The sequence below is a fragment of the Spirosoma gilvum genome (assembly GCF_054776815.1).
On sequence record NZ_BAAHBH010000021.1, the window covers coordinates 40,626 to 64,129 of the forward strand.

Annotated in this window: 21 protein-coding genes; 8 read left to right on the top strand and 13 right to left on the bottom strand. The window is 49.1% G+C overall.

The genetic code is table 11. The features are described from left to right. Positions 1 to 65: 65 nt before the first annotated feature. Both ACYVFD_RS34105 and map read left to right on the top strand, forming a co-directional pair. Positions 66 to 1,766 (top strand): sodium:solute symporter family protein, encoded by a 1,701-nt coding sequence (locus ACYVFD_RS34105; RefSeq protein ID WP_461095092.1) that lies wholly within the window; start codon positions 66 to 68, stop codon positions 1,764 to 1,766. A 76-nt stretch (positions 1,767 to 1,842) separates the two neighbouring features. Further along, positions 1,843 to 2,604, top strand: coding sequence for a type I methionyl aminopeptidase (gene map / locus ACYVFD_RS34110; RefSeq protein WP_461095093.1), 762 nt, complete (start codon positions 1,843 to 1,845; stop codon positions 2,602 to 2,604). Between the two features lie 51 nt (positions 2,605 to 2,655). Here the strand turns inward: map and ACYVFD_RS34115 are convergent, their stop codons facing one another. Beyond that, positions 2,656 to 3,882, bottom strand: coding sequence for a DUF4249 domain-containing protein (locus ACYVFD_RS34115; RefSeq protein WP_461095094.1), 1,227 nt, complete (start codon positions 3,880 to 3,882; stop codon positions 2,656 to 2,658). A 197-nt stretch (positions 3,883 to 4,079) separates the two neighbouring features. Further along, entirely contained in the window at positions 4,080 to 4,982 is a 903-nt protein-coding gene (locus tag ACYVFD_RS34120; protein ID WP_461095095.1) for a DUF2911 domain-containing protein, read from the bottom strand. A gap of 64 nt (positions 4,983 to 5,046) precedes the next feature. Between ACYVFD_RS34120 and ACYVFD_RS34125 the strand changes: the two genes are divergently transcribed. Together ACYVFD_RS34125 and ACYVFD_RS34130 are read left to right on the top strand one after the other, a co-directional pair. Then, positions 5,047 to 5,580 (top strand): NUDIX hydrolase, encoded by a 534-nt coding sequence (locus tag ACYVFD_RS34125; RefSeq protein ID WP_461095097.1) that lies wholly within the window; start codon positions 5,047 to 5,049, stop codon positions 5,578 to 5,580. Positions 5,581 to 5,665: 85 nt separating this feature from the next. Further along, positions 5,666 to 6,085: a hypothetical protein gene (locus ACYVFD_RS34130; RefSeq protein ID WP_461095098.1), complete on the top strand. Its 420-nt coding sequence runs from the start codon at positions 5,666 to 5,668 to the stop codon at positions 6,083 to 6,085. A gap of 69 nt (positions 6,086 to 6,154) precedes the next feature. Here the strand turns inward: ACYVFD_RS34130 and ACYVFD_RS34135 are convergent, their stop codons facing one another. From ACYVFD_RS34135 to ACYVFD_RS34155, 5 genes are all read right to left on the bottom strand, one after another. Beyond that, on the bottom strand, positions 6,155 to 6,742 hold the full coding sequence (locus tag ACYVFD_RS34135; protein ID WP_461095099.1) for an O-methyltransferase: 588 nt from the start codon (positions 6,740 to 6,742) through the stop codon (positions 6,155 to 6,157). 91 nt (positions 6,743 to 6,833) lie between these two features. Then, positions 6,834 to 7,346 carry an O-acetyl-ADP-ribose deacetylase gene (locus tag ACYVFD_RS34140; RefSeq protein ID WP_461095101.1) on the bottom strand — a complete coding sequence of 171 codons (513 nt, stop codon included), beginning with the start codon at positions 7,344 to 7,346 and terminating at the stop codon, positions 6,834 to 6,836. 23 nt (positions 7,347 to 7,369) lie between these two features. Beyond that, positions 7,370 to 9,073: a S8 family serine peptidase gene (locus ACYVFD_RS34145; RefSeq protein WP_461095102.1), complete on the bottom strand. Its 1,704-nt coding sequence runs from the start codon at positions 9,071 to 9,073 to the stop codon at positions 7,370 to 7,372. Continuing rightward, positions 9,027 to 9,725 carry a hypothetical protein gene (locus tag ACYVFD_RS34150; RefSeq protein ID WP_461095103.1) on the bottom strand — a complete coding sequence of 233 codons (699 nt, stop codon included), beginning with the start codon at positions 9,723 to 9,725 and terminating at the stop codon, positions 9,027 to 9,029. The genes ACYVFD_RS34145 and ACYVFD_RS34150 overlap by 47 nt, the downstream gene beginning before the upstream one ends. A 13-nt stretch (positions 9,726 to 9,738) precedes the next feature. Beyond that, positions 9,739 to 10,668: a LysR family transcriptional regulator gene (locus tag ACYVFD_RS34155; RefSeq protein WP_461095105.1), complete on the bottom strand. Its 930-nt coding sequence runs from the start codon at positions 10,666 to 10,668 to the stop codon at positions 9,739 to 9,741. Between the two features lie 111 nt (positions 10,669 to 10,779). Between ACYVFD_RS34155 and ACYVFD_RS34160 the strand changes: the two genes are divergently transcribed. Beyond that, positions 10,780 to 11,757: an EamA family transporter gene (locus tag ACYVFD_RS34160; RefSeq protein ID WP_461095106.1), complete on the top strand. Its 978-nt coding sequence runs from the start codon at positions 10,780 to 10,782 to the stop codon at positions 11,755 to 11,757. 88 nt (positions 11,758 to 11,845) lie between these two features. On the opposite strand, the gene ACYVFD_RS34165 is transcribed toward ACYVFD_RS34160, so the two are convergent. The 5 genes from ACYVFD_RS34165 to msrA all read right to left on the bottom strand — a co-directional run bounded on the left by ACYVFD_RS34165 (position 11,846) and on the right by msrA (position 16,331). Next, entirely contained in the window at positions 11,846 to 12,349 is a 504-nt protein-coding gene (locus ACYVFD_RS34165) for a hypothetical protein (protein WP_461095107.1), read from the bottom strand. A 94-nt stretch (positions 12,350 to 12,443) separates the two neighbouring features. Beyond that, positions 12,444 to 13,496, bottom strand: coding sequence for a hypothetical protein (locus ACYVFD_RS34170; protein ID WP_461095108.1), 1,053 nt, complete (start codon positions 13,494 to 13,496; stop codon positions 12,444 to 12,446). Between the two features lie 103 nt (positions 13,497 to 13,599). Beyond that, complete coding sequence (locus ACYVFD_RS34175) at positions 13,600 to 14,613, bottom strand: hypothetical protein (protein ID WP_461095109.1); 1,014 nt, start codon at positions 14,611 to 14,613, stop codon at positions 13,600 to 13,602. Positions 14,614 to 14,689: 76 nt separating this feature from the next. Further along, positions 14,690 to 15,382 (bottom strand): hypothetical protein, encoded by a 693-nt coding sequence (locus ACYVFD_RS34180; RefSeq protein ID WP_461095110.1) that lies wholly within the window; start codon positions 15,380 to 15,382, stop codon positions 14,690 to 14,692. A gap of 280 nt (positions 15,383 to 15,662) precedes the next feature. Continuing rightward, positions 15,663 to 16,331, bottom strand: a complete 669-nt coding sequence (msrA, locus tag ACYVFD_RS34185) for a peptide-methionine (S)-S-oxide reductase MsrA (RefSeq protein WP_461095111.1) — start codon at positions 16,329 to 16,331, stop codon at positions 15,663 to 15,665. A gap of 147 nt (positions 16,332 to 16,478) precedes the next feature. On the opposite strand from msrA, the gene ACYVFD_RS34190 reads away from it, so the two are divergent. Together ACYVFD_RS34190 and ACYVFD_RS34195 are read left to right on the top strand one after the other, a co-directional pair. Next, entirely contained in the window at positions 16,479 to 17,075 is a 597-nt protein-coding gene (locus tag ACYVFD_RS34190) for a MiaE family protein (protein WP_461095112.1), read from the top strand. A gap of 565 nt (positions 17,076 to 17,640) precedes the next feature. Further along, positions 17,641 to 20,691, top strand: coding sequence for a PD-(D/E)XK nuclease family protein (locus ACYVFD_RS34195; RefSeq protein ID WP_461095113.1), 3,051 nt, complete (start codon positions 17,641 to 17,643; stop codon positions 20,689 to 20,691). Between the two features lie 68 nt (positions 20,692 to 20,759). Here the strand turns inward: ACYVFD_RS34195 and ACYVFD_RS34200 are convergent, their stop codons facing one another. Then, positions 20,760 to 22,565, bottom strand: coding sequence for an acyl-CoA dehydrogenase (locus ACYVFD_RS34200; protein ID WP_461095114.1), 1,806 nt, complete (start codon positions 22,563 to 22,565; stop codon positions 20,760 to 20,762). A gap of 154 nt (positions 22,566 to 22,719) precedes the next feature. Between ACYVFD_RS34200 and ACYVFD_RS34205 the strand changes: the two genes are divergently transcribed. After that, positions 22,720 to 23,250, top strand: coding sequence for a DUF2911 domain-containing protein (locus tag ACYVFD_RS34205; protein ID WP_461095115.1), 531 nt, complete (start codon positions 22,720 to 22,722; stop codon positions 23,248 to 23,250). Positions 23,251 to 23,504: the final 254 nt, after the last annotated feature.

The window sequence follows — 23,504 nt, forward strand, 5'->3', positions numbered from 1 at the left end:
GCTATCGTCATCGGTAGTTTAGTGGCCGAAATGCTCCTATTTTACGCTTTAATGCGCTGGTTATCATGAGTATTCTGGATTGGAGTGTACTCTTAATTACACTGGTGGGCATTATTGCTTATGGCATCATTCGAAGCCGTGGAAGTAGGAGTATGAACGATTACCTGCTGGCCGGGCATTCGTTGCCGTGGTATCATGTGGGGCTATCGGTGATGGCTACGCAGGCCAGCGCCATTACGTTTTTGTCGGCACCGGGACAGGGGTTTACCGACGGTATGCGGTTCGTACAGTTCTATTTTGGACTCCCGCTGGCTATGGTTGTCCTGTCGGTGACGTTTGTGCCGATCTTTCATAAGCTAAAAATTTTTACCGCCTACGAGTTTCTGGAATCCCGTTTCGATACGCGGGTTCGTACCCTCACAGCGGGGTTGTTTTTGCTCCAGCGTGGCTTATCGACGGGGCTGTCCATTTATGCGCCTTCTATCATTTTATCGACCATTCTGGGCTGGAATATTTACCTGACCAACCTAATTATGGGCGGTATTGTGCTGATTTATACCGTTACGGGAGGTACAAAAGCCATTTCCTACACACACTTGCAGCAGATGGCCATTGTAACCTTTGCGATGGCCCTGGCAGGTTACCTGACCGTGAAACTGCTGCCCGATGGCATTGGCTTTGTCGATGCCTTGCACGTAGCAGGTAAGGCCGGACGAATGAACCTGATCGACCTGAAATTTGATCCAAATAGTCGGTACAATATCTGGTCGGGACTGATTGGTGGCTTTTTTCTGCAACTGTCCTATTTCGGTACCGACCAGTCGCAGGTGGGGCGGTATTTGACGGGCGAAACCATCGGGCAAAGTCGGCTTGGCTTGCTGATGAACGGGCTGTTGAAAGTACCGATGCAGTTTTTGATTTTGCTAGTAGGGGTGCTGGTGTTTGTCTTTTACCAGTTCAATCCCTCGCCCATCTTTTTTAACAAGCAGGAAACCGACCGATTAAAGCAAAGTGCCTACGCCCGCGACTATCAGCTTGCCGAAATCAAACACCAGAATCTGGCAACCCAACGCCAACGGGCTGTCCTCGATATGCAGGCTGCCCTGCAAACCGACGACCAGGCTGGTCAGGAAGCGGCCGGTACGCGGATTCGGGAAACCGACGAAGCACTGAAAGGGGTCAAGACTGACGTGACCAACCTCATCAAAAAGGCAAACCCAGCCGCCGATACTAACGATGTAAACTATGTGTTCCTGCGATTTGTATTGGACTACCTCCCGCACGGATTGATCGGATTGCTGATTGCCGTCATTTTTGTGGCCTCAATGGGGTCGATAGCTTCGGCCTATAACTCACTGGCTTCCAGTACGGTTGTAGACGTATATAAACGCCTGCTACGGCCCGATGGCGATGATGCTTTTTACGTACGGGCATCGCGCTGGGTCACCATCGGTTGGGGTGTTTTCTGCATTATCGTGGCCCAGTTTGCCAATCAGTTCGGCAGTATGATCGAAGCGGTCAATATCCTGGGGTCGTTGTTTTACGGGGTTATTCTGGGCGTGTTTGTGGTTGCCTTCTACGTCAAATCTATTGATGGCAAGGCCACATTCTGGGGAGCTATCCTTGCGGAAATATTAGTAATATTAAGCTGGTACTTCGAGCTAACTGCTTTCCTGTGGCTCAACGCCATCGGGTGTCTGCTAGTAGTAGGAATTGCCTGGGTCTTGCAGCGTATATGGGGAAGAGAAAGTATTCCAAACGGATAAATGGTTGTATAATTTTAATGGATATGAATCTTGTGGACTACTAAATTGTAGATTATACAACCAGAACCACAACGCTATGTCATTGAAATCGGAGGAGGACCTGATCGGTGTGCAGCAGATTAGCTACATTGTTGGCTCAACCCTGAAGTGCATGCAGCAATATGCCCGACCAGGAATGTCGACGCTTGAATTAGATCAATATGGACGCCAACTGCTGGAACAGCATGGTGCCCGATCAGCGCCTAAGCTCACCTATGGCTTTCCGGGTTGGACCTGTATCAGTTTAAATGAAGAAGTCTGTCACGGCATCCCGTCGGCCAGGCGGATTCTCCAGGAAGGCGATTTAGTCAATATCGATGTGTCTGCCGAACTCGATGGCTATTGGTCCGACAATGGAGGATCGTTTGTGGTGGGGCAGGATATTCATCAGCATAGTGATTTAGTCGAAGCCTCAAAGCGAATCCTGGCCAAAGCGATCAGCCAGATTCGAGGAGGGGTGCAATTGGCCGAGATTGGTCGTTTAATTGAAACGGAAGCCAAACGAAATGGGTATCGGATCATTAAGAATCTGGCGGGTCATGGCATAGGCCGGAGCCTGCATGAAGAACCGCATGAAATTCTCTGTTATTATGATCGATCCAACAAAACCCGTTTTCGAAAGAATTCCGTTGTAGCCATTGAGACGTTTTTATCCACCAGGGCCACTTATGCCCATGAGAAGGGAGATGGCTGGACCTTGGTCGCCAAAGACAGTTTTGCCGTGCAGCATGAACAAACGATTGTCGTAACCGATGATCAACCAATTATCCTGACAGCCGCGAACCAGTTATGGGATTAAAGGATTGACAGCTTTATTGCTATCGAATACAATCCACTAATACAGCAGCAATTAATCGCGCCAACCAATTGGCTTGTTGGGCGTACGACCATCACTAGGTACACAGGTCGCCGTCGGATATTCCTTGGAGCCATAGCCTCCCGTATTAAAGGGTTGCGAAGGTGGGCGATTGTTCAAAGCGATAAACAAGCCCGGAGGACGGCCTGTTGCATCCTTCCGGTCGATCCAGTCCAGCGCCACCGACACCGATGAGGCCGTAAAGTAGCCAATCACGCTTTCATGCTCATTATCCACGTTGCGTATATTTCCCACTAACCCCGTTGGCGGAGTAGCCGCCACGCCACCGTTATTTTGTGTCTGCTCCTCTACTGTCCGGTAGTACTGATAGGCTGCCTTCGTGAGCGAGGATTGGCGAATCTGCACCAAACAGGCATTCTGTTGATAAAATGGAATCTGGGCTACTGAGCGCCCCAAAATCAGCCCGCCGTTGCTATACGCATCATCGAACACACTAGTGGTATAATTACGCAAAATTTCCCAGCATTGCGTGCGACACTGGTAATCGTTGACATAGTACCCATTATCTACCTTCTGACCATAACAATCTTCAATGAGGATTGGTGGGTTCGTATCCATTAAGGAGATCACATACTCGTTATTGATACAGGTACGACACCAGTCCTGTTTCTCCCATAACAGCCAGTCCCAGCGGTAATAGTTGTGTTGATCAGCCGGGTCCTGAAAATCAATGGTAATTTCGTGCGCCCCCCGGTATTGATTGATGGTGCCATCGGCAAGGAAAGCGGGCAAACTGGCGGGGTTAAATTTTGTATGGACGCGGTCAATGGGAGGGACTGGTGCCATTACTTCGGTCATTGACCGATACTGCGTACCGTCCGAGAGGGTAAAGCGCAGTTGATAGGCGTGGCCAGGTTGGGCCTGAAAGCCTGCCGGGGAGCGGTAGGCCCCCACCGTGTCGGTCTCGGTGAAGACCAGTACCTGGGCTGAATCAACCACGACCTCGACTCGGGCTTTGGTAATGGGCAAGCTGCCAAAGCGGCCAGTTAGCGGGTCCGATTTGGCACGGTTAATATAAATTTTTTGGTCCTCATTGAGGTTGGTTAGCGTGCCATCGACTACTATCACGTTGACTCGTTGAGTTAAGGGAATTTCCAGCAAATCGACGCAGGCGGTTGGTAAGATAAGCGCCGTCAAGCCGACGAGTAGAACTAGACTAGCAGCACGCATAAACAGGAAGGTGTAGAGTAAGTAAAACATAGTAAGTGGAGTGTTCTACTTATTCTAGTTAATTTCTAGTCAATTATCAAGATTTGACCACTAACCAGCACATAACCATTTCTGACAATATTCTTTTTACATGAGGATAGTTACAACTCAGCGCTTAAAAGGTTATAAAGACAAATGCAGGCCGAATTGGCCTGCATTTGTCTTTACCCAAGAAGGTGAATACCGGATTATGCTTTTTTCTTGCCTTTGCCGCCTTTCATAGCTGGCATAGCCGGAACTTTAGCGGTGTATTCCGAAATGCTTTTCTCAATGCCATCTTTGAAGAACGGGAAGGCACCATCATTAGAAGATTGGCCCAGTGACAAAGCCTTTTGGGCTAGTGGCAATGCTTCGGCATATTTGCCCATCTTGCCCAGGATTTGCGATTTTACGTATAGATTCCGGTAGTTTTCGCCAGCCGCAATCGACTTGTCGATCCAGCTTAACGATTGGTCCAGATTGCGACCTTTTGAAAGATTATAGCTGGCAGCAGCCTGCAATACAGCCGGATCGTCGGGTTTGTCGGTAACGGCTTTGTCTACATTAGCAGCCGAATTAGCGGCCACATCTACTTTCAGATCGGCAACCGCTTTGATGTTGGCCCACACGAAATTTAGTTTGGCAGTGCTGTCGCTTACGTCGCTGAAACCGATAGTAAAGGTCTCCACTTTCTCGCTGCTTTCCATCGGAGTCAGGGTCACGCGCAGGGCGTCTTCTTCCTGCTTATACGATTGTTCGGTACTCGTCTTGTTTTTGCTGAAAATCAGCGTAGCTGAGCCTTCTTCTGGAATCGACAGGATGGCGTAGCTACCCGCCGAAAGTGTTTTGCCGTTGACCATCACATCGGTCGTCGTCGTAAACAGGGTAGGTGAGTTGGCACCGGTTCGCCATACCTTTCCGAGGGGAACAAACGAAGATGTAAACGGTTGACGGCCTTTCAAGCTTGGCCGCGAATAAGTTATGGTCATGTCGGTAGTGCCGACTGTTTGCATAACGGAGGCACCAGGGCTGGGTGAAGGCAATTTAATTTGTGCGGTGGCTAACTGAGCTGCCAGACAAAAGGTTACGGCTGTAAGCGATAACTTGTGCATAATAGTCGATAGAGTATTAAAAATACGGAAGCAAATTGCAGTTTTTACCTAACAAAAGCAACGAATGCACCGAAAGCCACTGTTAAGTTTACTTTACCAGCATACCCCCCTTGATTTGAACGAGCAGGCCATGACAGAGGCCACTATTGCCTTTGTTGAGCAACATCCCGACTGCTTCGAACGCTCATTGCTGATTGGGCACATTACTGGATCGGCCTGGATAGTTAGCCCCGATCGACAACAAATCCTATTGATTCATCACCGCAAACTCGACCGTTGGCTGCAACCGGGAGGCCATGCCGATGGCGACCCCGATGTAGCGGCTGTAGCCCTGAAAGAAGCACAGGAAGAAACCGGACTTCAATCGGTTCGACTACTCAGTCCAGCTATTTTTGATGTAGATATACATACCATTCCCAAGCGGAATGACGTGCCAGAACACGTACACTACGACATCCGGTTTTTGCTGGAAGCTGACCCGTCTGAAACATTTGGCTTTTCTGACGAAATAAAGAATATTCAATGGTTTTCAATAGAAAACGCTTATTCGTTAGCCGATTCGGAGTCTATTTTGCGATTACTGCGTAAAAAAGTGTAAAAACTATAAACCTAGTAGCTATTTTAATCGTTTTTTAATGTGACGAGGTATTAACTTTGTTGTACAACAAAACCAAAGAAAAACGATGAAATCGCTAACCTTTCTGCTTGTCGGCATCGGCATCCTGTCGATAGCTGGTCAAGCCAGTGCCCAGACGAATCGGGACGATGGTCAGAAAAAGCCGTTGAATAATCCTATGTACTCGACCGCCAATTACAAGCATCCGAATATGGCTGCTGCAGCGAGTCGATGGGAGAAAAAAGCGGGTGTTGCGGTTCAGAAACCCTCGCCCTCAGATGCACAACTGGCTAACTATAAAAATCAGCATCCAGCCGTACAACCAGTAGGCGGGGTTACGGTCGATCATACGCCTTCGACGAGTTTAGCTGATCGGAATTATAAAATTCAACGGGTCAGTGAGCCTCGCGAATCGTCGGCCGCCAATGAGTATATCGTGAAAAAACGGAATAAAAAGACGGATAGCACCACTGTGGGTGAAGACTAAACTAATGGATAATGTACAATGAATAATAATTGCAAATCAACCCATTATTTATTGTACATTATCCATTCCTCATTTGGCTTTCCAGATCAACAACTCACCGTTACCAAGCGGAACTAAGGACGTATCGAGACCAGGTGATTGCTGAACCATGCTTATAAAGTCGGCCAATTCTGCTTCGTGTGATACGGCATTATCTACTACTATCAATCCACCCGGTCGTAAAACAGTAAGCAGTTGATTCAGCCAGCCGACATACTGATTCCGTTCGGAGTCCAGAAAAATGAAATCAACGCTATTCGGCAAACAGGTTGGTAGATAATCTTCGGCGGGGGCTACCACTTGCGTAATCACATCATCGACAGCCGCTCGCTGGAAATTTGTGCGAGCCTGTGCAACTTTCCACTCATTCATTTCAATGGTAGTTACATGCCCGTTCGTAGTGCGTACCGCATCGGCCAGCCAGATGGTCGAATACCCATTAGATGTACCAATTTCGAGCACATCCTTCGACCCGGTGGCTTTGATCAGTAAGGCAAGAAAAGGGCCTGTATCGGGTGTGATGTTAAGCATTCGCTCATTACGCTGCGAAGTCTGTTGATCGTTGGTCTTCCCAAACTGCGCCAATTGGTCCAGAAAAGAAAGTAAAGTTTGATCCATATCGAATCGCCTGTTTAGGATGGAACACAGATTGTTATGATGATGATTTTAATCCATACTAATCATAATCATCATAACAATCTGTGTTCTATTAGTTTTGCGAATATAGCCTTTGCTCGTAAAGCGCTCGATTCTCGGCATCGAAGCAGACAAAAATAACCTCTTGTAGAGAGGTAGGTTGCTCTATAAATTTTCGAACGGCGGCAAGGGCTACCTCGGCGGCTTTGTCTTTAGGGTAGCCGTAAATACCTGTGCTGATGTTTGGGAAGGCAATACGCTGAAGGCTATAATCGGCGGCTATTTCCAGCGATCGTCGGTAGCAGCTCGCCAGCAGCTCAGCTTCGCCATGCGCTCCTCCTCGCCAGACTGGACCTACGGCATGGATGATGTAATTGGCCGGTAAACGATACCCTTTCGTCAGTTTTGCATCGCCTGTTTTGCAGCCGTGCAGCATCCGGCATTCAAAAACGAGGTCGGGCCCGGCTGCCCGGTGAATTGCCCCATCTACACCGCCACCGCCAAGCAAGCTAGTGTTGGCAGCATTGACAATAGCATCTACAGCCTGTTTGGTTATATCGCCCTGAATAACTTGTAGGGTTGTCATAGGGATAGTTTACTGTTTCAGGTTTACTGTTTCACCAGCTTCAGGGTGCGTTTCTTATCACCGGCTACGAGGGTCATCACGTACACACCGGCTGGCAGGCTGAGGTCAGGGAGTACCAGGGAGGTAAGACCGGAATTCACAGAGCGCTTTTGCCAAAGAATGCGGCCTTTTAAGTCGGTGAGCGACGCATCGACCAGGGTACTGGGGCTAATATCGCTCCACTGAAGTTGTAAGGGGTCACTGTTGCTAAACGGATTAGGAAACGCAATCAACGGTATACTACCCGGATCGACACCCAGTGGAATGAATGATTTTGCAATGACAGACGCTCGCTCAAAGTTTGGAATACCATACCCTAACTGGTTATCGGGAGTAGTATATTGACTCCCCGATTTTCGAAGCGCATCCGTTATTTGTGTAGCCGTCAGGCGGGGGTATGCTTGCCATAAACCTGTGGCTAAACCCGCCATTAAAGGAGTAGCAAAGGATGTACCATTGCCGGAAGCAATTGAACCAGTTGGATAGCCTACCACAGTGCTTAAACCCTGAGCATCCAGATCGGGCTTGACCCGCCCATCGGCCGACGGACCAAATGAACTGAACGAGGCTCGCTGACCGGTTGTGCCAACAGCGCCAATTGCTAGTACCGATACAGCATCGGAGGGGGCTGACAAGTAATGCCAGCCACTATTGCCCTCATTGCCAGCCGCTACGACAACCACCATGCCAGTTTCGGTAGCGATTTGAGCCGCCCGGCTGCAAAGAGCCGTTTTGCCATCCATGTTCTGGTAGGTATAGCTGGTCGATGCGTCGTCAAATTGCGTATAACCCAGGGATGAACTGATCACGTCGACGCCAGCACTATCCGCGTATTCGGCTCCAAACAACCAGTTGGCTTCTTCGATCTGGCGTTCGCTGGCGGCATCTTCGGTTCGGAGGAGGATGAATGAGGCTTTATAGGCAGTACCGTACAATTGGTTGTCGGCAGTGGCAGCAATAGCCGACAGACAGGATAGGCCGTGCGAATCGTCTTCATAGACACTACTCTCTTTTTTGACAAAATCGTACGTAGCAAGTATACGTTTTTCGTCGAAAAGGGGTTTCAGAAAACTGACTTTGTCGGCATTCTGAAATCCGGCGTCGAGCACACCGATGAGCATGCCTTCGCCATGATAGCCCTGCTGATGCATTTTGTCGGCACCGATCTGGGTGATTTGTGGCTGCGATGAACCATAATTCAGCGGCTGAACGTCACCAAATTTATTGAGTCCATTCGCAGCACTGGCTGAGGGGATAACGGAGTCGGTAGCACTCACACGCGCACTGGCCAGAGAGCGGCCAAACTCCAGCCCTTTCACAAACGACAACTGCTGGATCGTGGCAATCGTGGCATCGTTGGTTTCGACCAGAACGGCATTAAGCCAGCGCGACGAAAACCAGATTTTAGCACCCGCCTGTTGTAACTGAGTCACATAGCCAGGGTTGACGGGCAGATCGCGTTCCAGAACGGGAATGTTTTGCTTCTGCCGACGCGAGATAGACCGTTGCGACAGAAATTTATCAGGTTGGTTAACACTGTAAGGTGAATTGGCTTTGTCGCGCAGCAGCACCAGGTATTTGCGGTTCTGGCCGAAAGAGTCGAGATGGCTCAGGAGGATGAGTACAAGTAATCCAGCCAGTTTAGTCAATGCCATACGTTCGAACGCGGTAAATTTGTCGAGTGCCATAATCAATCTGTTGATGCCCAATGCAGGTTGGCGAAGCCGTACAAAACTGCAGGTGGGTCCGTTCTTTATACACTAATCCAACCCCTCGGGCATACACATCGATGCGTTTGTCCTGCGACACCAGCGTTGAGTCGTCCTGAGCAACCACCGTTACCGTATTGTCGAATTGTTTTGTCAATACGCGATACGGTTGATTTACGTTGCGGGCTACATACTCATCCGCATCGAAACCGGAAAGCTGGTTGCCATTCCAACTCGCCTGATTGCTTATGGGAAATAACAAGCTAACAAAATCTCTGCCGTTTTCCGAACGTATGGCTTCATTATTGACTAACCGGGCCGACCATACAGAGTCGGGTTGCCAGACCTGGCTGTCGTCGGCCCGTTTGTAGCGAATCAATCGATAAGCCTGCTGGCCAGTCACACTGGAATACGCTTGGCCGATCCGTTCTTTCAGTTGATAGGTTCGACTCATTGAAGAAGCAGATGGGAAAAATTGCTCCTCCTGTACGTCATAAACCCAGAACCGACCTGTTTCAAGGGGAAAGTAGTCATAGTCCGTCGATACTGGCTCCTGTAGGGATGGCTGGCAGGCCGACAGGAGAAGCAGACAGGTAAAGCAGATTAGCTGTGCGGATAGAAGAAAAACCATAGCCATTCGACGGTTAGGCAAAATAACCAGACGTAATTTCTTCGGTGCAGGCATATCCCTCACGCTCGCTCATATAGGAAGCCAGGTGCTTGATGAAGGCGGTCGTATAGGGCGGAAGTTGTTTGTTCTTCAGGGTGGCTGCATACCAGGTGCGGAGAATACGCTGTTCCGTAACCCGAACCGTTGTCAGCTGGCCCGATTGAATGTAGGGTTTTATGACCCAGGTGGGCAGAACGGCCACGCCCAGGCCCGCTTTTACCATTTCCAGAATGGCTTCGGTCAGCGTAATCTTGTACACTTTCTGAGGACGACGATGTCTGAAAAACATCATGAAGTTAGAACTCTCCTCGTCCGGGATGTTATACATGATGTAATTATAATCGGCAAATTCGTCAATCTCGACCCAACAACGATTGGCCCAGGGATGATCGGGGGCGACAACGGCAACAAATTCATCCTGAAAAAGGGGCGTATAGGCAAATTTTGGATTCTCGTCGCCTTCGGTAATGGCTACGTCAATTTTGTTTGCCAGCAAATACTGATCGGCCGCATGGAAAGGTGCTTCCAGTTCAACCTTTACATCGACTTTCGGGTAGATAGTCTGGTACTCGCGCAGAAAGCCTGCCAGCCAATGGTAAGAGGTATAGCACTGCGTGCACAACCGAACTTCACCCGATTCGGAGTCGGTCAGGCAGCGGACTTTGGCCCGTATATCGGCTACTTCCTGAAGGATTTTTTCGGCGGCCTCCAACACCACTTCACCCGCTTGCGTAAGGAGCATCTGCTTTTTATCGCGAATGAAAAGCTGGGTATTGAAATAGGTTTCGATCTCCTTTAACTGGTGGCTGAGTGCCGATTGAGTAAGAAAGAGTCGATCAGCCGCTTTGGTCAGGTTACCACTGGAAGCTACCTCTTTGACCATCTGAAGATGCCGGATTTCCATGATGAGCAGAATTCATGATTTCTACAAAAATAATTCGCTTTACTCATGATTCAAAGTACATTACCTTTGAGTTAACAAACTCGTAGACAACACCTGAAAACAGAAAAAGCTATGAATCAAACTATCACAAAAGCAGCTTCGCCTATACTGGTTATCAGCGCGTTTGCTGTCGTATATATTGTTTGGGGATCCACCTACTTTTTCATCCAGATGGCTATTCAGGACTTCCCGCCCATGCTGATGGGAGCCTTGCGGTTTCTGGCAGCGGGTTTGTTAATGCTTCTGTGGGGTATTAGTAAAGGAGAGCCTTTGTTCAATAAAAAAAGTATCCTGACCTCGGCTGTGGTGGGTATTCTGCTGCTGGTCGGCGGTAATGGAGCCGTTATCTGGGTCGAACAGAGTTTGCCGAGTGCATTGGTGGCTATCATGGTGTCGTCGGCTCCGCTCTGGTTTGTTCTGCTCGACAAACCCAACTGGAAGACAAATTTCAAAAGTCAGGCGACACTCGCTGGTTTGTTGATCGGCTTTATCGGGGTAATTCTGCTATTTAGCGAGCAACTGAGGGATCTGTTCACGGGCAACTCCAGCCAGGCCAAAACGATAGGTATGCTGCTCCTGATTGGCGGTTCAATAGCCTGGTCGTCGGGGTCGCTCTATTCAAAGCACAACCCATCGGAAGGCGGGAAAACGGTAAATGTAGCCTGGCAGATGCTCATTGCGGGGCTGGTTTTTTTACCGGCCAGCCTGCTCAATCAGGAGTTCGAACGGGTTCAGTGGGCGCAGGTATCTGTTCAGGCCTGGCTGGCATTGGGTTACCTGATTCTGTTTGGGTCGATCGTTGCGTACAGCGCCTATGTATGGCTGCTTCAGGTACGTCCGGCTACGCAAGTCAGTACTTATGCCTACGTCAATCCGGTCATTGCCGTGATCCTTGGTGTATTGTTTGCCAATGAACCAATTTCGTGGGTACAAATTGCCGGACTTGTTGTTATTCTGGGGAGCGTGCTGCTGATCAATCTGCCAAAATACCGTCAGGAAAGGGCCGCTAAGCAACTTGACGCAAAACGATTGTCGATTGCCAGTGACTAGTCGATTCGCTACAGGCCTAGGTGCGACCCCGATGGGGTCGAATTGGATATGAACGGTTTGAGCTAGGCATAGCCCTTATTGATAACCATCAAAAAATACGGCTCCAGGCGAATCGGATAATGATCAGGAGCGTGATAAACCCGACAGCAATGTACGTAAAGGGAATGTAGGTGATGGCGTAAATACGGGTTCGGTCGATGAACCACATGATGCCCATCACTGCAGCCATCAACGTCAGAAAACCGGATAGTTTGCCAAAGCCCGGTATAAAATCAAAGGGGATTTTGCGCCGGATGAGCATCAGCGTCGCAATCATGGTTAAAATCGGTAATACCTGTAATGCCAGGTTCATATCCCACACACTTTGCCGCTCAAACAGAAAGAGATAGATATTCAATGTAACGGCAAAAATGCCCGGAATACAGGCCAGATACACCAGCACAGCATACACGTATTTCCACTTTATAATTTCCTCGGCCGTAGTCCCCGACCATAAATTCACTAAAAAAGCCCCTGTCGGTATCGACGTCAGGAGCAGAAACAGCAAAGCAGGTTGGCCCGAAATAGCCTGAAAAACGTCACGGAGGGTCATAGGGGGAGGAATGATTGAATGATAGAATGAGTGAATGATTGAATATGGCTCAGCCTAAGTTATTCAATCATTCACTCATTCTATCATTCAATCATTATTTAAGCGTCAACAGATAGCCGATGGTGAAATTCGCATCCCAGTCGAATACGAACTGGTTACAGCCGGTGGCGTCGGCGATGGCTTTATAAATGTTCAGGCCTGCTTTCGATTTGGCACTTTCCAGTTTATAGGCCGATGGCGCATCCAGTACCGTATACCGTTCTTTGCCTTTACGTACCGATTTGGCCAGCTCGAAGGGAACGCCACCGATGATAAAGCAGGTTTGCCGATGGTCGGAAGGGATTTGTTTGGCTTTAGCTTTCACTGCATCAGATACCGCTGTATCGCTGGTGCCTTCGCTATAATACTTTGAGCCGTAGGTTTCCAGCGCTTTGATCGAGCCGCCTTCTTTCCACGAAATTTTAGTGTTGCCCGAGCCGATGTCGGTGACGAACGAGTTGCCTTCATAAGAGTCTGGTAGCACGGCTCGTAGGCCCAGGCTACCTTCCTGTTCAGGCGTTACAGTATTGACGAAATAGTTCAGTGATTTCAGCACTTTGATAATTTTCTGTGTGCCTTCAGCTTTAACGGCTCCTGAGCTAACTACGAAATGGATATTCCGTCCGCCCACGCCAAAGTCCAGCATCTTGCCGATATAACTTTTCAGGCCAGTCCGTACGTCGTTGTCAGTTGCCATATTCTCCAGCACCAGGCTATTGCCAAATTCAGCCTTTTCCAGCTTCCAGCGTTTTTGGTCGTCAATTCGAACAACAAACGAGTTGAATCCACTGGCTCCTAATTCAACCACCCCTTTCAGAACGCCATTTTGAGGTTCGGGAGCCGTGTACGAAAAATCCTTCTGGGGCTGGCTGCTACTCGCTTCGTCAGACGAACTCGATGAAGAGGCTGTCGATTCATCTACGGATTCCTCGGCCGTTTTGTCGTCGGCGCGGGGCATAGTTTGCGATTCGGTATATTCCTTCTCTTTGTCTTTCGACTGGAGTTTTTTCAGCGCGTCGCTACCTCCAAAATAACGGAAAGCGAAAAAAATGGCGGCCAGAATCAGGGCCGTAATAAGCAGCCGACCGGCTACGGTTAAACGTTGCATAGGAATGTTAATTTTGAATGATTGAATAATTGAATGAGTGAATGGATGGAGAGGCTGTGAAATTTATTCAGGCATTCGATCATTCACTCATTCAAAATTGAAATTAGTCTAGCAGATTCTTGTACCCGGCGTCTTTCTGTGGGGCGGGGCCGAGGTTGACGGTTTGGGGTGGGGCATCTAACTGGACCATCTTGAATTCCCCTTTGTTGTAAGCTTCAAGTAAGGCCTGGCCTTTGTCGGACAGGATACCGTTCTGAATGTCGACCCCATTGATAAAGTCCATCGACAGATCCATCGCCCGTTTCATTTCGCCGAGTTTGTTGCTCATGTCATCCTGGATGTACTCCATCGACTGATCGAAATAAAACTTCTTGTCGGGATCACCTTTGAAGATGCTGACGGCCGTTTTGAGGGCATTTGAGCTTTCCTTAACGATCTGATACTCGGTTTCTTTCAGGCGAACCTTGATCTCAGTTTCCTTGATGATATAGTCGGCACTCTGGTTTACTTTTTCCATGAATGCCAGCACCTGCTTCATGTTGCGCTGGAGTGGTAGCAACTTCTCGTTCATCTCCTGCAAACCGGCCCCCTCAATGGTGGCCAACTGAGCTGCTTCGCGCATACCTGGCTTCTCCGTCATCGAGTTGGCTTTGTTGGCTTCGGCAAATTTCTGCTTGATAGCCTCATTGTTTTCGTTGATCCGTTTGTTCAGTTTGACCAACTGACCAGCCAGCGTATTGATCTGCCCCTGCATTTTTTCGCGCTTATCTTTCAAATCCTGCACGTAGATTTTCATGATGGCGATTGGGTTCAGTTGAATCACCGTGCCCGTAAGGCTGCGCATCATCGACTTGAACAGGAAGAAGATTGCCGTCCGAACGTCTTTGCTGGTGAACAGGAAGATGAGTACACCCAATGCGCCCAGCAGCAGCGACAGTTCGAGTATGTTCGAGGTGGCCCGGATCAGAAATTCCAGAATATCGTTGAGGTGCCAGAGACCAAAACCGGCGATTCCCGCCAGTACAATCATGCCCAGTACCCCTTCGGGTCGGTTCCAGAACGATTTCTTTTCGGGACTAGAACCTCCGCCAAGTTGAGAAAAATCAGGAGTTGCCATGTTTTGATATAGGATGTAAGATGTATGCTCTATGATGTAAAATGCTTTTTGTACATCCTACCTCATATTTCATATATTATTTTAAGTACTGTGTCATTTTGGCGATGTCGCCTTTAATTTGGTCCACAAAGTGAGCAAACGTGGTTTCGTAATTTTGTTTGTTCTGTGTGATCTTGCCGCTTTGCTCAGTGATTTCTCCGCCGATGTTGGTTAGTCGGGCTGTATTGGCGTCGATCTGCTTCTGAATCTCAACCAGTTGTTTAGCCAGCGCATCGTTTTCGGTTTGCAGTCGTTTTTGTTCGTTTTGCAAGCCGCCAACCCGTTCGGCCAGGGCTGCTTCTACGCTCTTGCCAAACGCATCCCGGTCTTTATTCAGCGCTGCAATATAACCATTTGCCGTATTGGTCAATGTGGTCATATCAGTACCGCCCCCCATTGCCTTAAAGCTGGCCCAGGCTGCCTGATACTGTTTGTCTTCGGGTAGTCCCAGACTCGACAGGCTGCGTAGTGCCTCCCGAAACTCAAAGTAGTCGGGGCCGGGGGGATTGTTCTGCGCCAGTACAGTCGCAAAGTGCTCGGCAAACTTCGAATCCACCGAACCGGCTGGAACCGGAGTCGGAGCCGCTGGTGCTGGATTCGACGGCGTGGGTACCGGTCGGGGCGAAGCTGGTCCTGTTGCCGGAGCTGTACCTGTTGCTACGCCGGAGTCTTCTTCCTTGATGAAGAAGCTCAGAATTTTACTCCCAATGGATTTATCAGATTCTGGCATAAGAGTCAGTCAGTTAGCGGAATGCCCGGTTAGTTAATTGGTTAAGTGGTTGACTGGTTCGTTGGTTGATTGACGAAGCAATGTTACAAGGTTCAGTTGAATCCCACAATATCAGATTAGGCCGAACGGTTGCGGGAATGGGGAAAAGGTCGTAGAACGGGCCGAATGTTAGCAAAGGTTTGCTGTTTCAAGCTTCATGTTTCATGTTGACTGGTACATGAGTTTCTATTCGTTTGCCAAATGCCCTTATAGCCAACTTGAAACGTTAACCCTGAAACGATTACTTGTTCACCCAATCCTCCATCCGGTCCCGAAAGGTTTCGACTTTGGGTTTGGAAACGAGTTGGATATACATATTGTAATCATTGTGTTCATAATAATCCTGGTGATAGACTTCGGCCGGGAAGAATGCTTTGAATGGCTCGACCTGCGTAACCACCTTGGCCTTGTGATGACCTGATGCATTTTCGCGACGGATAGCGGCATCTATTCGGGCTTTCTCGTCAGGCGTCCGGTAGAAAATAGCCGATCGGTAATGTTTGCCAATATCGGGTCCTTGCCGGTTGAGCTGGGTGGCATCGTGCCCGGCAAAGAACGCGTCGAGCAGCACATCGTACGAGATCACTTTCGGATTGTAGTAGACCTGCACGGTTTCGGCATGGCCGGTCTGGTCGGTACCGACCTGCTCGTAGGTGGGGTAGTCGAGGTCGCCACCGGCATAGCCAGAGACCGCTACCCGAACTCCTTTCAGCGACTTCATTTCTTCCTGAACTGCCCAGAAACACCCTCCGGCGAAGGTTGCAATAGCTTCGCCGGGTTGAAGCGTGGGTATTTTGGCCGGATTGATATCAATTGTCGTACTGGCCGGTTTGTCAGTTGATTGTTGATGGCAGGCCGATAGCTGGTAAGTAGCAAAAACCAGTACAACAATGTTGGTGGTTAATTTCATAAAGGGATGACTATAATCAAGTAACAAAAAAGCAGGTTAGGGGTTTATTACGCCATCAATTTGTCGATGACTGGTTAACTTTGCCTCGTAAACCTTCCCGGAACGAACCGTGGGGAAGGTGATTTCCCAATCCAGCTATCGACGTTTATGTCGCTAACAACCTTAGGCCTTGAGCTGCCAACTGATCCCCGATGGGTCAACATTGCCGAAATGAATATCGGCGATATATTGATCGATCATGCCTATTGCGAACAGAAAGCGGCTTCCTCCTGTATTTCGTTGATTGTACAATATTCCGATAAAGAAGCCATCGTTGAAACGCTCACACCGATTGTTGCCGAAGAGTGGGGGCATTTCCAGCGCGTATTGAAAGAGCTTCGCAAACGAAACATTCCACTGGGTCGCCAGCGTAAAGACGAGTACGTGAATCAACTCCGTAGCCGACTCCGCCGACCCATTGGCGACCAGAAGGAACAGTTGATGGATAATCTGCTGATCAATGCGCTCATCGAAGCCCGAAGCTGCGAACGGTTTAAACTGCTGTCTGAAAACATTGCCGACGAAGGCCTACAGAAGTTTTACCGAGAGCTCATGATTTCGGAAGCGGGACATTACCGCACCTTCATCGAACTGGCCGAAACGTATCTACCTGCCGAGCGCGTTCGTCAACGCTGGAAAGAGTTCCTGGCCGTTGAAGCCGACATCATGGCCAACCTGGAAGTACGGGGCGATCGGATGCACTGAGTATAGCCCAAACTCTGACTTTTGAATTGTCCGGGCCAACCCTAGAATAGGGGGGCTGGGTAATAGATGAAGGGGGACTTCTAATCGTACCTGAGTAGAATTGAAATGGTAAAGTGTTATGACTTGAGCCAACTGATCACCAACCGCAGAATGCAGTAGTGACACAGAAGCGAGAAAAAGATGGCCACCAGCCAGGTAGTGACAAAAATAGGGTCAAATGATTTTGTACGATTCATGGTTACGGAGATATGGTAACATAAAGAATTGTGCATGTAAATTATACTTGCTGATTTTTGTCAAATAGTAACAATAAGTAAAGTTACTTGACTGATTTTTATCATGTAGTTTTATTGACATACAGAAAATTTGATTGAGGCACGGCTCAACCGTCAGTCTCTATTTCTATGTGAGAGACGTTTTATTGAGTAACTGGATGCCAATAGCTTATGAATAGTGAAGGGCTATTTCAGCAAATTGTCGGGCTTTCGGGCGGGAAATCGACCGTGTGAGGGTTATCTTTACTGATTGGCTGCGTGATGCAGTTTGATTTTGTACGCACCGACCCATGACGTTTCTTCAGCAAACGGCCAGACGAATTTTTGAAACCCACGGCCCCAGCCTGAGCGATGTTTGGGTGATTTTACCAACCCGCAGGGCCGTTTCCGTTTTTCTGGATGAATTAGCCGCGCTATCCGACCGTCCATTTCTGGCCCCTCATGCGCTGGCTGTCGACGATTTTATCACCCACGCGGCTGGTGTGCAATTGATCGATTCCGTCAGTCTGCTGTTTGAACTGTATGACGTGTTCAAAGCCATTGACCCGCAGGTTGAGTTTGAACAGTTTATCGGCTGGGCTTCGGTATTGCTGGCCGATTTCGATCGGATTGACCAGTACCTTATTGATACCAGCGAGCTGTTTAGCTATCTGACAGCCGCCAAAGCGCTCGAACGCTGGCAGGTGGATCAGCCTTCGTCGGCGAAACCCATATTCGAAACGCCGGGCACGTCACGTTATTTCCGTCTTTTCGAAAATCTGCATATCGCCTACAACGACCTGCACAAACGGTTGGCCGAGCAACGATTAGCCTACCGAGGCATGGCATATCGACTGCTGGCGCAAAACGTTGAGTCGCTGATCCGCGATAATCTGGCCTATGAGCGAATTTATTTTGTAGGATTCAATGCGTTAAGCCGTGCTGAGGAGCAGATCATTCGCGTACTGATCGATGCCCAAAAGGCCGAGTTGATCTGGGACGCCGATCAGTATTATATCGCCGACTGGCGGCAGGAGGCCGGGGAGTTTCTGCGACGATACCGGGATGACGGCTGGTTTTTCTCAAAACAAAATCGGGAGGATTTGGCTCAACTGTCCGATAATTTGCTGAGTACCGAAAAGACTATCCGGATTGTGGGCGTACCCAATGCTAGTATGCAGGCGAAGGTAGCCGGTAAAATTTACAGTGATTGGCAACGTGCAGAGGGCATGGAGGAGCCAGTCAGTCCCAAGCCCTCTGCCCAAGGCTCTCTGCCCGCTGCCCCAAGCCCCAAAACAGCGATTGTTCTGGCCGACGAAACCCTGCTCATTCCGGTGCTGTATGCGCTGGATGAAAACGTAACGGATCTGAACGTCACCATGGGGCTATCGCTGCGTTCGTCGTTACTTTTTACGTTGATCGATACCCTGTTCGAAATGCAGCGAACGGTACACGAGTTCCGGTCGAAAGAGGATCGAAATGGACGGGTAGCAAAGTACCACCATCGGCATGTAGTCAAGCTGCTCAATCATCCGTTTGTGAAGCAGTATGAACGCATTCGTGGCCTGATGTGGCCGGGCGATGTGCTGGAGTCGGGTGAGGAGCGGCCCCCCGAGCCATTGTTTCAGTGGATGGCCAAAGAAATTGTGCAGAATCAGCGGGTGTATCTGACCGAGAGCGAACTGAAAGTGCTGGGGCAGAATGACCCACTCGTGCAGGTGTTGTTTGCTCGTTGGCCGGAAAGCGAGCCTATGCGGGCTGTCCAGGTCTTTTATGAATTGATTGAGCTGCTCCGTGATGTGTATCGGGTCAGTCAGGATGCTATCGAAATCGAATACCTGTACCTTTTTTTTACCCTACTCAAACAACTCGAAGCGACCCTGGAACGGCAGCCTCATCTTACTCCCCATGCCCTTACCCCTTCGCCCAACGCTACTGTCACCGTGCGTAGCTTCCGGCAGTTTTTGTATGAGCTGATCCGGCAAACGAGCATTCCGTTTACCAGCGAAGGCAAAAGTCAGTTGCAGATCATGGGGATGCTCGAAACGCGGGCACTTGACTTCGAGCGGGTAATCATTTTGTCGGTCAATGAAGGCGTTCTGCCCCAGGCACGTCGACTGAACTCACTGATTCCGTTCGATATTGCTACCGAACTGAAGTTGCCCACCTATCGGGAGCAGGAAGCCGTTATGGCCTATCACTTTTACCGATTGCTTCAGCGGGCCAGCGATATCGTACTGCTCCATACAACGTCGACGGATGCTTATGGGGGGAGTAAAGGTGAACCCAGCCGGTTTATCCGACAGATTGAGCATGAACTCGTTCCCCGTGCCAAAGGAAATATCCGGCTTAGCTACCCAGCGGTTCGGTTTGGCCGGGCAGGAACCAATACGGTAGCTGATCTGACGGATTTACGCGTTCCCAAAACGAGCGCCATTCGCAAACAGCTCATCACCATGCTGACCACGAGGGGGTTATACCCTTCCTACCTGAACCAGTTTATTAGCTGCTCCATGCGGTTCTACTTCAGCCGGATCGTGAACATCGCTGAAGAAGACGATATTGAAGAGAAAATGGGAGCGGCTGAGTTCGGTAGTTGGCTGCATATGGTGCTGGAGCGACTGGACAAAGAGTACCGGCTAAAAGCATTGCCCATCGATGAAGCGATTATCAAGCACCTGCTCGAAGAGGAATTTGCTAAATCGATGAAAGGGCGGGTGATTGAATCTGGCATGAATTTGCTGCTCTATGAACTGGCGCAGAAACTGATGCTCGATTTTCAGCGTGAGCAAAGCAAATTGACCGGCCTCACGGTGATTGCGACCGAACAAACGCTGGATACATTTCTGGATGTACCTCTGGAACTAGGAGTGTCGATTCGGGTACGCATTGCCGGGAAAGTCGACCGGATAGAACAGTATGGCGGACAAATTCGGATTGTCGACTATAAAACCGGGCGCGTTGATCTGGCCGATAAAACACCTCCTGACCTGACGGAAAAGTTATTGAAGGATGGACGAGAAGAAAAAATGCGTCAGTTGTGGATGTATCGGTATCTGGCGCTCAAAAACATCAGTCATTTGGGTGGACTGCCCCGCGACAGGGCAAAGCAGGATATTTTTCCGGCTGCCGGACTTCCCGTCGAAGCCGGGTTTTATTCGTTTCGCGATCTGAGTGGCGGCTTTAAAACTAACCCCGTCCGATTCGGTGCGAACGACGATCCCGATCAGTACATCGCCGATTCCGAAGCAATTTTGCAGCAGCTCATCCGCCAGATTCTCGACCTGAGCGAACCCTTCCGAAAAACCGACCGACTCGAAACCTGCCAATACTGTGATTTTAAAGGCATTTGTGGACGTTGATAGAACACAGATTTTTATGATCTATTATGATTTACACTGATCATGAAAATCTGTGTTCTATCAAAAATCTATAACGCTAATTCTTTCTCCGTAACAATGGTCAGCACCTCGGGGTCTTTTAGTCGAACGGCCAGCCCTAGTGTTTTGGGTACTTCATAATGGAAGAAATACTTCATCGTATGGATCTTTCCTTCATAAAAGGCCAGTTCATCTCCATCTTGATTTTGAGTCAGTAGAGCCTGTTTGGCGACTACGGCCTGCTTGAGCCACTGCCAGGCAACTACTACAATACCAAAGAGTTCGAGGAACAACGTGGCATCGGAGAGATACCGTTCCATATTGCCCTGCTGGGCATAGGGCATCAGGCTGGCCACTACATCCTGCGTTCGCTTTAGCTCGGCCGTTAGCTTTTCGGCGTAGGGTTTCAGGTCGTCGTGGGTGCTGGCGTCGGCGATGGTTTTGCTGATTTCGGCAAAGAGCAACTGGGGGCCTTTTCCGCCTTTCATAGTCATCTTACGACCCAGCAAGTCCTGCGCCTGTATGCCCGTTGTGCCTTCGTAGATTGGCGTGATGCGAATGTCGCGGTAAAGTTGCTCAACCGGGAAATCTTCCGTAAACCCGTAACCACCAAACGTTTGCAGGCTCTGGCTAACCGATTGGACGCCCATTTCGGATGGGTAGGATTTCGCCACCGGCATCAGCAGATCGAGGAGCAGAAACGTGTTTTCCTTCTCTTCTCCTTCCGTTACCTCATGGAGGTCATACAGCCGGGCGGCTTCGAGCAGCAGCGATAGCGACCCTTCGGTAACGGACTTCTGGAATAGCAGCATCCGTCGGACGTCGGGGTGATTGATAATGGCCGTTTGTGGCGAATCCAGGTGATTCTTCTCGTTCAATCGCCGACTTTGGGGGCGCTCTTTGGCGTATTGAAGGGCAGCGTAATAGGCGGCCGTGGCTATGGCCGCTGCCGTCATGCCGACTCCAATACGCGCTTCGTTCATCATCTGGAACATATACGGTAACCCCTGATTCGGTTGACCGACCAGATACCCGATGGTGTTATCGTTCGAGCCCATGGTCAGGTGCATGGCCGGAACGCCTTTCTGCCCCATTTTATGATAGACCCCGGTTGAGGTGACATCATTGTCGACAAAATTGCCCTGCTCATCGGTACGGTACTTCGGCACAACAAACAGGGAAATTCCTTTAGTCCCTTTGGGGGCGCCATCGATGCGGGCCAGCATCAGGTGAATGATGTTTTCGGTGGCATCATGATCGCCCGCCGAGATAAATACTTTTTGTCCCTTGATTTTATACGACCCATCAGCTTGTGGCGTAGCCGAGGTAATCACATCTGACAACGATGATCCGGCCTGAGGTTCGGTAAGCGCCATCGTTCCCTGCCAGACTCCGCCCAACAGATTTGGTACGTAGGTTTCGACCAGCTCAGGCGAGCCAAACGAAGTAATCAGGTGAGCAGCCCCAGAGGTTAGTCCGGTGTACATCATGCCGTTGTTGGCCGCCATCACGATAAAGCCGACGCAGGAGCTGATCATTTCTGGCAGTTGCTGGCCGCCATGGTCGAACGAAAAACCGGCCCCAATCAATCCGGCTTCCCCCATGGCTTTAAGGTACTCCTTTATTTTAGGATGCACCGTCACCTTGCCGTCTTTAAGTTCGGGCTGATTTTTATCAACTTCCTTCAAATAAGGATGCATGAGCGTATCGGCAATGTAGGTTGCCGAGTCCAGCACCAGGTTGAAGGTTTCGCGGTCGTGAGCGCTGAAATAATCGTATTTAGTTAAATCTTCCGCTTTAAATACTTCGTGCAATAGAAATTGCAGATTACGCTTGCTGAAATAGGTCGTTGCCATATTGGGCTTTCGGATTAGAATAGTAGCCTGATAATTGGCTATTGGTAGGGATAAAAATACCACGTTTTGGCCTACAATTTGTACCAACATCCAAAAACTATCATTTACTTTAAGCTGTTTAGTAAAGACAGTTAAACAACTTACCAGGTTAACCATGAAAAAACTAATTGCATTAGTTGCTCTCTTACTGACCATTGCATCATTTAGTCGTGTTCAGGCTCAGTCACAGGCAAGCCCGAAAATGACTGCCGAAAGTCCGGATAAGAGCATTAAGGTCGTGTATGGCCAGCCTTCTAAAAAAGGACGGGTAATCTTTGGGCCCGAAGGCTCAAGCAGTCTGGAGAAGTACGGGAAAGTATGGCGCACCGGGGCCAATGAAGCTACAGAAGTGACATTTAAAAACGATGTGATGTTTGGCGGTAAAATGGTGAAGGCAGGTACCTACGCACTATTTACAATTCCAGGCGAGAAAGAATGGAGTGTGATTCTGAACAGTCAGCTAGGCGAATGGGGAGCTTTCGGATATGACAAAATCAAAGATAAAGATGTCGCAAGTATCAAAGTGCCGGTTTCGATGAATAAAACACCTATCGAGAAATTAACCATTACTCCATCGAACAGCAGCATTGCCATTGCCTGGGATAACATGACGGTTTCGGTCCCTGTTATGAAACATGGATCATAAAAAACGTGACCGGTTAGTCAGTAAAGTTCTCAGCGTGATTTTTAAAAAACCCAGTTTTGATAACTGGGTTTTTTACTTTATACCTGGTAGAAAAATAAGTCTTTGTCTTTATAAATTAGTAGCTACTGACGAAAAAAATGAATCGTATGAAGCAAATGGCATAAGTGGCTGTTTGTGAGTGCGTTTGCTGGCTCAAGGGCATATTTTTGACCAAATCGGGCAGGGAAATCGGAGCCTTATTGTACGTTTAGTAA